Source organism: Cronobacter sakazakii, assembly GCF_000982825.1.
Classification (GTDB): Bacteria; Pseudomonadota; Gammaproteobacteria; order Enterobacterales; family Enterobacteriaceae; genus Cronobacter; species Cronobacter sakazakii.
Map to the genome: position 1 here is coordinate 3,117,864 of NZ_CP011047.1, position 11,761 is coordinate 3,129,624.

Consider the following 11,761-nt stretch of genomic DNA (forward strand, 5'->3'; position numbering starts at 1 on the left):
AATGCCAGTTGTACCAACCACTACAGGAAGGCAGGTTGAAAGCCGTGGCTTTTCATCGCCAGGCTTTGCGGCGCAGTCATCGCCAAATATTGGTGATGCAGTCACTGCTGTTGGTGACAAATATGTTGGCGCGCTGGCAGAGGCTAAGCAGCGGGCTAACGTCGCACTGACCCAGGAAGCAAGCCTTCAGCTTAATGCCGTCGGCAATGATCTGCTGACAAACCCGGATACTGGATTCCTGAACCTTCAGGGGAAGAACGCCATAGGCAAAAGCCAGGAATACACGCAGCAGTTTGACCAACAGGTTGAGCAGATCGCTGCAGGACTGCCTGACGAGCAGACTCGCAATGCTTTCTTGCAGCAGGCCCAGCAACAGCGAATGAGCTTCACCACCCAGGCCGGGCGGCATGAAGCGGGGCAGGTTCGGCAGTACGAAGCTGGCATGCAGGAAGCAACGCTGAAAACCCTTACCACGCAGTTCATGAACCCAGAAATGACTAACGTTGCCGGACTGACTGCCAGGAACAGCATTATTGCCTATGGCAAAGCCCACGGGCAGAGCGATGAAGAGATAGAGCAGAACTGGATTTCGTGGCGTGAAAATGCGGCGAAAGGTGCATCTGAGGCCTGGTATGTGCCGATGTATCAGCAGATGCTGGGGCCAGGCGGCAAGATTCAGGTGACGGACACACCTACGGAAGCGCAACTGTTTTCCGCGATGATCTGGAATGAGAGTGGTGGCAATCAGTACAGCAAAGACGGCGCTCCCCTTGTGTCGCCGAAAGGCGCGGTAGGCGTGGCGCAAGTGATGGAGGATACCGGGCCGGAAGCTGCCCGGCTGGCGGGTGTGCCGTGGGATCGTGAAAAGTGGCTGAATGACCCGCGCTATAACGCGAGGCTCGGGCAAGCGTATTTCGGCGCGCAGATGCAGAAATATGACAATAATCCTGTGCTGGCGGTGGCGGCATATAACGCCGGTCCCGGCGCGGTTGATGGCTGGATTGAAAAATTTGGCGATCCTCGCACCGGCGCAATCAGCAACGAGCAATTCGCGGCCGCGATCCCCTACGAAGAAACCAGAAATTACGTGGCGAAAGTGACGGGCAGCGCGGCAGCCATCCCCGGCGATGCGACCATGGAGAACCTGATTTCTCAGCCGTGGTGGAATGCCATGAGCCCGGCCAGCAAATCCCAGATGATGAGCAAAGTCGCGGGCCTCTATGACATGCAGGCGTCTGCCGGTCGCGTGGCACTGCAAAGCCGGATGCAGGATGATCTGGCTCGCCTTGAAGCTGGTCAGCCGGTTCAGCCAATCAGCGCGCGTGAGTGGGCAGCGGTCATGCCGTTGCAGGCCGCCCCTGCAGAACGCATGCAGATGGAGAAAACCTACCAGCAATATCAGCAGGCCATGACCCTGCAGCCAGTTTACCAGTCAATCATGCAGGGTAACGTGCAGCAGGCGACGGCGGCAGTGCAGGCGTTACAACCGCAGGAGAACGACGCCGATTTCAAATATAAGCATGAGCTGTACGCAACAGCTCAGTCAAAGCTGAACCAGGTGCTGAAGGCGCGCGAGTCTGATCCGGGAACCTGGCTGCAACAATATTCTCCGGTGGTGCAGAGCGCGTTTGCCGAATACCAGAACAATCAGGCATCAGGGGAATATCTGGTTTCGCGCATCCAGTCCGAGAAAGACCGGCTGGGCATCCGCAGCAAAAAAGTTCTTCCCGACACGATGGTAAACAGCCTGCTTGAACGCATCGATAATTCTCAGGAATCGAGCGTCACCGCGATCCAGTCGGTGGCGCAGTCGTTCGGGAAATACTCCGATCAGGTGATGCAGCAGGTGCAGAAAAATGCATTCCCGGCGCTACAGGTTGTGATGGCTACAGAAAACCCGCGTGCAGCCAACGCGCTCTGGCAGAACCGCAGCGTTAAAACGGCTGACCTGCGGGGAAGTTTCGAGAAGCCTGATGCTGATAAAGCTGATTCATCGTGGAACGATCAGGCGAAAGATTTCGCCAGCACGATGGTTGTACAGCCAGGCGGCACTGCCGTTTGGAACAACTTCAACGAGCAAGGCAAGCGCCTGACGTATATCAACATGCAGCGTGGCATGTCACCGTCTGATGCGGCGAAACAGGCGTATCAGGACATTCTGGGAGAGCAATACCAGACCAGTGGAACGTGGCGCCTGCCAAATCGCACCGGGCTTGATCTGCGCGACGTAACCGACGGCGCAAACGCCTACCTTGAAAATCTGTCAGCCGAGCAGATTATGCCGCTGATAGGCGACCCTCGTCTGCCAGAGTCGGTCAACAAAGAGCAAAGCCTGTCTCGAATCAAAGAGAGCGCGCAGTGGGTTACGAACAGCAATGAAAGCGGGCTTACTCTGATGATGAATGGCCTGCTGGTGAACGGTGCCGACGGCAACCCGATCACCGTTCCATTCAGCGATCTGGCGAAACTGGGAACAGGCAACCGATCTACCTGGAACAAACTGACCAAATTTATCGACACGCCAGTGAAATACACGCCAGGCCAGTCGAAAAATTACAGCGTAGAGAGCCAACGCGAAAACATTCTCGACATCCTCCAGAACGGCCAGCAGTCAGGACGATAACATGACAATTTTTACAGAAGATCCGGGCACAGGCATTAACCAGCCCATCAGTAACGCGCCTGCCGGTCTGGGTGAATCGCTACTCTCTTCATTGCAGCAGGGATTTGAAGAAGGCCCGGTCATGTCGGGTATTCGGTTCTCTTCCGCTGACAGGCTGGCGAACGACCCTAACTCTGCAATTGTCAGCAAGCAGGAGGCTGAGGAGCGGCTCAAGCAGTATGGCGTTAAAAGCATCAACGTCCCGGACAGCGGTGTGACAAAAGCGTTTATCGATCACGTGGTGGAAGAACGCCAGAACTCGCTGGCTCGTCAGCAGATCGCCATGTCTGCGCCGAGTGGCTGGGCGGCGACACCGCTTAATTTCGCTGCCAGCCTGGCGGGCTCGATGGCGGATCCCGGAAACGTGGCGCTGGCGCTGGTGCCTTTCGCTGGCGAGGCGAAGGCGGCTTCTGTGGCAGGGCGTTTTGGTGAGCGTCTGTTTGCCGGTGCGCGCATGGGCGCAGCTCAGGCCGTGGCGACCGTGCCGTTAACTGCTCAGGCGGCGGCGGCCGGCGGCGATGACTTTACCTACGGAAACGCGCTGGAAAGCACCTTTTTCAACACTATGGCTGGCGGTTTGATGCATGCAGGCGGCGGTCTTATCGCCGACCTGGTACGCGCGCGGCGCCAGACAGGTGCAGTAAGTGATCCCGCCGCTCCGCTGGCGCAGGCGGATATCCAACCAGAATCTCAGCCAACGCCGGTCATAACGCCGGACAACATCCCGTCTGGTGTAAATATCCCTGAGCGTGGCACAAATGCGGATTTGGCTGCTGCCATTTCCAGCGAGGCTGAGAGCTATGCCTATAGCCGGGCTTATGATGACGTGGTACCTGAATACATGGCGCGCCAGCAGGAGTTACAAACCGGCCAGATAGACAACGTTGCTGACCTGCGCACCGAACTTTCCGCCAACCTGCGCCGCGCTGATGAGTTAGACGCTACCCTGCAACAGCGTACAACGGAATACCAGGGCCAGCGGATGAAGTTTAAGGAAGCTCGCCGTCTTGCGCAGAAGGATATCGATGCCGAGAAAGCCCAACTCGCGGCCCGCAATGAAGAGATAAACCAGGCACTTGAGCGTAATGCCGCCGCCGAGCAGGCGCGTGGCCGGCAGGCACAGCTTTCCCGCGGCGAGATACCAGACGACCTGAAAGTCACTATCGCCGAGCGCGCGCAGCAGATCCGCGATGGCATGCAGATGTCGCCGGTCGCCGGTGCAGTGCGCACCGCCGCCAGCGCTATCAGGGAGGCAGACTGGACCGTCAACCAGCAGGCTTACCGCGCCGCGCTGGCGCACATGATAGAAGGCCGTAGCCCGGACGTTGAGCCTTTCTATGAGCTGCATAAACCGGCGCTGCGCGAGCGCGCTATCCAGCGCATACAGAACCCGGTGCGGCAGGTTGATGAAACGGCGCGCCCGGTTAGCGAAACTGCCGATCGCGTTTATCAGGAAACGCAGAAAGCAGATCATGAGCTGACAGCCGCCGCAGCTGATCTTGAGAACGAATTCAATATAAGCAACGCGCTGCTGGATGATATCGCTGTCGATAATCCGGAGCTCGCGGCCACGATGCGCGAAAACCTCAATGCTATTCGCGCTGAGGCCAGCGACAATAGCATGAGCAACGCTTTCCGGGCATTTGCTGCCTGTATGATTAACCGGGGGATCTGATGGCTGCCAACGAATTCCTGACGCAATGCGAGCGCACTGTTAACGCCGCCGCTGGCCGCGAGCTGTCGGCTGATGAAATGGAAGGGCTGGTGCGCGATATGCGCGACACAACAAACCGTATACTTGCCAGCAACGAGGCGCTGTCACTCGAAGAGGCAGCCATGCGTGCCGCCGAAGAACTAAGTAACGCTGACGTGCTGGCAAAACAGATTGAAGCGCGCAATAAAGCGATTAACACACGCGTGGCGGCTCAGCGACTCGGCGAGCTGCGCACTATCTGGAAAGACCGCCCGGATATAGGACTGGAGGCGATACTGGTAGGGCGTAACGATGCGCGCACCGGGGCGCGCCGGTCAGTATCCTCAGAGGTGGCGCAACTTCGCGGGAAATATCACGCAGGCATCAATTACGATTTCGACCGAGCCGGACTGGTTAAATTCATCGCCAGCGGCAGCAACGACCGTGAAATCGCTGACGCAATGTGGCGAATTGGCCGCGGCGAATCTACCGAAGGAATGACGAAACAGTCGGTCAGTGCGGCGCAGATTATCATGAAGTGGCAGGAAGCGGCACGCATCGACGAGAACCGCGCTGGGGCGTGGATACGCAAAGAGCCGGGCTATATCGTTCGACAGTCGCATGACATCATGAAGATCCGCGCTGCCGGGTATGATGCCTGGCGCAATGCAATCCTTCCGCGCCTGGATGAGCGCACATTTGATGGCGTCGCCGACCGCGATCAGTTCATGCGGAACGTCTATAACGGTCTGGCCTCTGGCGTCCACCTGACATCAGAAAAACCAGACTGGATGAACGGCTTCAAAGGTTCGGCAAATGCGGCGAAGCGCGCCAGCCAGGAGCGCGTGCTGCATTTCAAAGACGGGATCTCCTGGCACGAATACAATCAGCAGTTCGGCACCGGCAGCCTGCGCGAAGCATTATTCGGCGGCCTTAACAGCGCGGCGCGCAATACAGGCATGATGCGCATGCTGGGAACCAACCCCGGCAACATGTTCAAATACCTGACAGACACGCTGGCCGAAGACGTAAGTAAGTCAGGCAACCCGGCGGCGCTTGCGGACTATATGACCAAAGTTCGCCGCCTTAATAGAACTGTAATGCCGCAGGTTGACGGTTCGCTAAATATCCCTGGCAGTGTTGGATGGGCCAATGCCTCAGCCGCGGTGCGCGGCTGGTTGCGTATGAGCCAGCTCGGTGGCGCCGTTATCTCTTCATTCAACGACGTGCCGATCGCCGCTACTGAAATGCGCTACCAGGGGCAGAACTTTATGCAGGCGGTGCTCGGCGCCATGAAAGGGCGTTTCTCCCGGTATAACAGCGCAGAGCAGAAAGAGATCCTGTCGTCCATCGGCGTTTATTCTGACGCCATGACGCAGGAAATCATCCGGCGCATCTCCGGCGACGACTCGCTTACCGGGAAAATGGGGCGCGCCCAGCAGCTGTTTTTCAAATATAACCTGATGAATTTCTGGACCGAGAGCGGACGCAACTCCAATGCTCTGATGATTACCAACTGGCTGGCTAAAAATGCTGACCAGCCTCACGGCAGCCTGCCGGAAGACCTGCGGCGCGTACTCGACCTGCACGGTATCGGTGACCGGGAATGGGAAATTTTCCGCAACATGGACATGGCTGACAGCGAGGGTCGCAAGTTCATGACGACAAGCGGCGTTCGCGGCGTGTCCGATGACGTTATTGCCCGGTATGTCGAAAGCAAAGGGATGAAGCCTACTGAGCGCGCTATCGCTGATGCCCGGGATCAACTGGAAGGGCAGCTGCGAGGCTACATTCTTGACCGTCTGAATATTGCTATGTCAGAGCCTGGCGACCGCACGCAGGCATTTATGAAGATGGGCACCGTGCCTGGTACTGTGGCGGGTGAGGCGATCCGTTTTGCTGGTCAGTACAAATCATTTACCGCCAGCTTTATGCAGAACGTGCTCGGGCGCGAGGTGTTCGGGCGGGGATATACGCCCGCCGGGCTTGGCGAATCGAAAACCACTTCGCTTACCAATGCCATGCTGAAAAATGGGAAGGGAGCCTTTATTGGAACGGCAAACCTTTTCGTATGGGCAACTCTGTTCGGCTATGTCTCTATGCAGGCTAAGCTGATGCTGAAGGGGCAGACGCCGCGACCGGCTGACGGAAAAACCTTTGTGGCAGCAGCGGCGCAGGGTGGCGGGCTCGGTATTCTCGGGGACTTCATGTTCGGCGAGGTAAACAGGATGGGAGCAGGCCCAGTTACGTCACTGATGGGGCCGGCGGCGTCTAACGCCGACAGCATTATTACGCTGTTGCAACAGACGATGCGTGGTGATTCGGATCTTGGCGACTGGTATCGCACAGCCCTGGACAACACGCCTTTCCTGAATATTTTCTGGCTGCGCACTGCGATGAATGGTTTAATTCTGAACAGGATACAGGACGCGCTGGACCCAGGTTCACTGGAGCGCTATCAGCGCAGGGTTGAGCGCGAGCAGGGGAACGAATTCCTAGTTCCACCTTCGCAGTTTATGTTGGGGAAATAGTATGCGCGCAATAGGTTATTTGCTTTACTTGGCAGTTGGCCTCATTCAGTTTTCTGCAATTATTTCAGGTCTTGAATCATGGTGGGGCCTACACTGGATAATTGCCGGAGTGTTGGCTTTCTTTATTGCTTACATTCCGGTGCTTGGAGCTATTGTTGGCATGGTAGGAGCTATGGATGTATGGCACTGGGAATGGTGGCAAGCAGGTGGTTTATTTTTTGGCGTGATGATACTAACCGTTATTTTTGTTGGACTTACTTCAATATTAGAATGGTTTTCCAGCCGAAGAAAATACAATTGAAGTGACATGTCACAGAGCCTATTCGTCAGCTACAAAAAAGCCCGCTTAAGGCGGGCTTCTTTCAAAAGTACTTAGGCAATCCAGCCTGTTTCAGGATTCCGTTAGCAGTGTGCCTTGAAACAATCGTGTACGGGACGCTCATGCTTTTTTGGGTCAGAGGGCTGTACCATATTTCATGGCTTCCTTTACCCTGTCTGTCAAAGTAACAACCAGCTGCTGAGAGCAGTTCCGTTAGCTTAGGATAAAGTCCTGTTCCCATCTATCAGAGCGCTATCCTGTCTGAATAAGATTGCTCCTGTTTAAAAGACAGACTGATACGAGAAGGATTTCCACCAAATCCGTTCATCTCGTACAGCTCAGGCGCGACTTCCCATACTCGCTCGGTCAGTTCTTCGTATGTCGCAGCTTCAGTAACAAGACCGAGAGCATCACATTCAGCCACCCACACGTTTTCATCATGATCATGGCATACATTAACGTCGAAAGGCCGAGAAAACGTAACTACGGTTGCTTCTCTCATAAGACCTCCTTTTTACCTTAAAGGTAATCTTACTCAATTATGAGCAATGATGCAAAATGAATCAGCATGAAACGGCGTGACCCGCAGTTACACGGATCACGCATTTGAGAGGGTTAATGCTGCTCCGCCTGGCTCATGATGAACGCAGCGTGAGTGCTAATCTCGTCCATGCACCGCTTCACGCTTGTGACGTAGTTGCACATTGATGTCCATTCAGCGAGTGCCGCGCTAACATCGTGACCGTCTCTGGTCAGTTCTTGCAGCAGGCTATTAAGGTTAGACTGCTGAGTCAGTCCGCGAACCCCCTCTGCATTATGTATGTGTTCATAGTAGCTGGCGCGGGCAGGGTAGTTATACGTCTTCGCAGTTTCGGACTTCATCGCTTCCAGTATGGCAGGCATAAAACTGGCGACCACTTTCTGCGCTTTGTCAGCCGGGGAAATTTCCTCACGAACGTAACGGCCCGTGCGGCGGATCTGTGGAAGTACCTCGGCAGTCACCCATTTGCGAAAACGGTAGGGTATGGTGCCTGGCGTAACGGCATCGCGGCAGCGGAGGATGAGTGTGTAGAGGCCCGATTCGGAGATGATAATGGCTTCTTGTTCTCCACCAAGGGTGTCGGTTGAACCGACTCCCTTCTCATCATCGTCAAGTTTTCTTACTGCGTCTCGATGATTAGCAATACCAATAGCTTTGCAAACGTCCATTGCCAGAAACCATGGCTCGCCGTTGATCATAATAACGTTAACTTTGGTATTTGTGTCGAAGCGGTAGACAGCTGTTTCGTGTTGGTTTTTCATGATGATTCTCCTAAAGAGGACGATCACCACCACTGAGACCAATCAGATTTGGTGGTGAGCTGAACGGAGTTGGTCTTACCGGTCATCATGAAGCCGGCGCCCTTGCGGGCCCCCGCCCAGCCCACCATTGAATGAGGCGTAGCCGTGCAGCGCGCATAAAAAAACCACGACAGGCGTGGTATGCGCCATGATGATATCCGGGAGACCAATCCCGGCACCGGATTTTGCCGGTGCCCAATCACTATGGCGCAGTGAAAATTTATTGTCAAAGCACCAAAAAGGTAAAGTATTTGGCCGTTGAGGGCAACTATTACCTGTCGGAACTAACGAATGCTCTTCTTGAGGCTCAGGACGCAGTAGTCAAGATGGGTCTGAATATCACTCAGGGAAACCTGCGTACTGGTGACATAATTAACGAGGGCCACCAGTTCGGCGGCGGCGCCGCTTACATCATGCCCATCCTTCTCGAGCTCTCTAATAAGCTCCATTAGATGCGACTTTTCAACCAGTTCCATAACGCCACGAGGACTATTCAGATCCCCTAATCTTTCCTCATCAAGAGGGTGATGATACTGCGACATGCCGCCTCCTTCATCTAAGTACTGTATATATATACATATATCAGAAGGCTACGATTTACTCCAGTAAAATCACCTTACCTATAGGGTAATTTGTTGCCCTCTGGGTGGTAATGATAATTCATAATAGGTTTGGCAGGTTATAGAATGCTCATATGCATAGCGCGAAGGGCGCGGCCATACTGGAGCTGATGACATGACCGTTTCGACCGAAGTGGACCACAATGACTACACTGGCAACGGGACAACCACCAATTTTGATTACAATTTCCGGGTATTCAAAAGGACAGATCTGGTGGTTTCCGTACTTGATCTCGATAACAACCTCACCGTGCTTACTCTTGACACTGATTACACGGTGACTGGAGCTGGTGGCTATAACGGAGGTAAAGTCATCCTCAGCGCGCCATTGGGGAACGGGTGGAAAATATCGATATCCCGTAACCTGCCTCTAACTCAGGATACTGACTTGCGAAATCAGGGCAGTTTTTTCCCTGAGGTGCACGAAGATGCGTTCGACAAATTGACTATGCTCATCCAGCAGGTTTGGTCGCGGTTCACGCTCGCATTGCGCAAACCCAGCATCCTCGCAAACTGGTATGATGCCATGGGTAATTACATCCGTAACTTACGTGATCCCTCACAACCTCAGGATGCGGCGAACAAAAGGTATGTGGATAGCCTGGCTGATACTAATTTCCGAAGAACATTGAGGGTTCCAGAAAGCTACGTAGATACTCTTCCCCCAATTGAGATGAGGAAGAATCAGCTGCTCGGATGGAATGAAAGCGGGCAGCCGATATCCGTGGTTCCTGCCTCCGGTTCTGCTTCTGACGTGATGATTGAGCTTGCTAAGCCAACCGGGGCACAGCGTGTTGGTACCAATCACCGTGGAACCATTGCTGCAGACTTGAACGCCATTGACAGACGGCCTGATGGGTATACTACTGGCGTGGCCGGGGTTTTCTCTAACGGGCGCGATGTTGAGATAGATAAAGATATATCAACGAACTCCAATACATATGTCCCTGAGATGCAGTCCCGCATGGTCTACCGACTGGATTCCAATCAGTTTGTTGAAGGAAGAGGAGGTAAGGTTACAGATACCTCAGGTAAATCTGCGGTTTACGGGATGCTTGGTACTGACGCAGCTCCTACAACCAATGTAACAATCAATGATATTCAGGCGGGTGGCACTTCTTCGCCCACGGACAACACTAACGAGGCCATATCCTCGTTCGCATTGTTAACGCGTTATACCAAGAATTTGATTGTTCGCGGCGTTCGCTCCTTCGCAGGTCTGGCGGGTGGCGTCTATGTCAGCCAGGCAAGGAACGCGATTGTTAATGACGTTATTACCGAAAAGCAGGTCTACCATACTGGTGATGATGTCGGCGGCGGTCGTGCTGGTTATTCAGTTCTTACGGACAACGCCAAAGAAACCATCATCAATAACGTGATGCAGACGGTAGAGGCTGCACCGAACGGCCGACACCTGCTGTATATGTCCACTGGCTCCGGCGGCGATACTAACGGCAACGTAAACGTTATTGCCAACAATATGATAGGTCGCTGGATTGGGCGTGATGACCGCAACCAGTGGATGCTCGCAATCCGCGCTTCTCAACGTTTCATCCTGAATAACGCGATTCAGGAGGGCGGCAACGGTGGCATGATTTTCAATGACGAAAATAACAACATCACCGACTATATCGCATCAAATATGGTTTTCCAGACCATTAAATACGCCGCGGGAGTTCCTGTTTATGCAGTCGGTCAAGGCCAGTCTCCAACTTACAAATCTAACCGATGGTTGATTACTAACCATAATATCAATGGCGTACCTAAGGATTCCTCCGTGGGGCGCACAGATATTATCGCTTACAATATATCGGGCAATAACGGGATGTTGAGCAATGTTGTGATCACATGTCCAGGTGAATCAACGCCTATCCTTGTTGGGCATGATACGCAAAGCGTCCAGAACATCACTATAGCTAACATTCACGACAACATAGCCGGGGGTAGCAGTGGAACTCCTGAACCATTGATAGCCTTCACCGGCAGCTCAGTGACAGACATAACAGTCCGAGGGATAACAACTTCTCGCTTTCCTATGTTTAAGCGCTTATTCGTGGTAACGAATATGACTGTAGATTTCCCGCGAAAGGCTCGGATAATGGTCAATGCTGGCGTCGTAAACATTACTGATGTGGAGTCGCTTATATCGAGAGTGACAGTGACCAGCACTGGTTTAGTTATTAACTTCCAGTCGCACGTTACGCAGCGCGCGGTCGATACTGCCATACTGAACTGTGTTTCTACTGGTCAGGCGGTAATCGCTGGATATGGAGATAAGTCACTGACTGTCAACACATTCTATCAGGGTGGGAATAGCTTTAATCCTGGCGCGGCAGGTAACAGCATTACTGTCAACGTAATCCTCAACTGCTGAGAGAACGCCCCGTTTCGGCGGGGCTTTCATCTTGACTGAATAATTCGTCACGTCTGGTGAGGTAGCGAATGCAAATTAGCATCATTACAGTTAGAGGAATAATTACATCCCGCTCCCCAATGTTTCTGCGGCTCGCCGTAGTTACAGATTTAACAGTGGATTTTACGCGTAAAGCGCGAATAAACTTTTCAAATGGATCTGTTACGAAAACAGACATTGAG

At 53.7% G+C, this 11,761-nt stretch carries 9 protein-coding genes; 5 read left to right on the forward strand and 4 right to left on the reverse strand.

Going from position 1 to position 11,761, the window contains the following annotated elements; genetic code table 11:
- Nucleotide 1: 1 nt before the first annotated feature.
- From CSK29544_RS14870 to CSK29544_RS23130, 4 genes are read left to right on the forward strand one after another with little or no spacing between them, the layout of a single operon-like run.
- The gene (locus CSK29544_RS14870; protein WP_029039603.1) at nucleotides 2-2,623 is read left to right on the forward strand and encodes a transglycosylase SLT domain-containing protein; all 2,622 of its coding nucleotides are present in this window, start codon (nucleotides 2-4) and stop codon (nucleotides 2,621-2,623) included.
- Between the two features lies 1 nt (nucleotide 2,624).
- Nucleotides 2,625-4,337, forward strand: coding sequence for a hypothetical protein (locus tag CSK29544_RS14875; protein ID WP_007896080.1), 1,713 nt, complete (start codon nucleotides 2,625-2,627; stop codon nucleotides 4,335-4,337).
- On the forward strand, nucleotides 4,337-6,886 hold the full coding sequence (locus CSK29544_RS14880) for a hypothetical protein (RefSeq protein WP_007896079.1): 2,550 nt from the start codon (nucleotides 4,337-4,339) through the stop codon (nucleotides 6,884-6,886). Before CSK29544_RS14875 ends, CSK29544_RS14880 begins: the two co-directional genes overlap by 1 nt.
- Nucleotide 6,887: 1 nt before the next feature.
- Complete coding sequence (locus CSK29544_RS23130; protein ID WP_032975843.1) at nucleotides 6,888-7,187, forward strand: hypothetical protein; 300 nt, start codon at nucleotides 6,888-6,890, stop codon at nucleotides 7,185-7,187.
- Between the two features lie 61 nt (nucleotides 7,188-7,248).
- Here the strand turns inward: CSK29544_RS23130 and CSK29544_RS23135 are convergent, their stop codons facing one another.
- The 4 genes from CSK29544_RS23135 to CSK29544_RS14895 all read right to left on the reverse strand — a co-directional run bounded on the left by CSK29544_RS23135 (nucleotide 7,249) and on the right by CSK29544_RS14895 (nucleotide 9,088).
- Nucleotides 7,249-7,446 carry a type II toxin-antitoxin system HicA family toxin gene (locus CSK29544_RS23135; RefSeq protein ID WP_071844252.1) on the reverse strand — a complete coding sequence of 66 codons (198 nt, stop codon included), beginning with the start codon at nucleotides 7,444-7,446 and terminating at the stop codon, nucleotides 7,249-7,251.
- A gap of 3 nt (nucleotides 7,447-7,449) precedes the next feature.
- Entirely contained in the window at nucleotides 7,450-7,707 is a 258-nt protein-coding gene (locus CSK29544_RS14885; RefSeq protein ID WP_029039602.1) for a DUF1902 domain-containing protein, read from the reverse strand.
- Between the two features lie 113 nt (nucleotides 7,708-7,820).
- On the reverse strand, nucleotides 7,821-8,507 hold the full coding sequence (locus CSK29544_RS14890) for a BRO-N domain-containing protein (RefSeq protein ID WP_029039601.1): 687 nt from the start codon (nucleotides 8,505-8,507) through the stop codon (nucleotides 7,821-7,823).
- Between the two features lie 323 nt (nucleotides 8,508-8,830).
- Complete coding sequence (locus CSK29544_RS14895) at nucleotides 8,831-9,088, reverse strand: hypothetical protein (protein ID WP_029039600.1); 258 nt, start codon at nucleotides 9,086-9,088, stop codon at nucleotides 8,831-8,833.
- 193 nt (nucleotides 9,089-9,281) lie between these two features.
- On the opposite strand from CSK29544_RS14895, the gene CSK29544_RS14900 reads away from it, so the two are divergent.
- A complete protein-coding gene (locus CSK29544_RS14900; RefSeq protein ID WP_007896078.1) occupies nucleotides 9,282-11,540 on the forward strand; it encodes a hypothetical protein in 2,259 nt (752 codons plus the stop codon).
- Nucleotides 11,541-11,761: the final 221 nt, after the last annotated feature.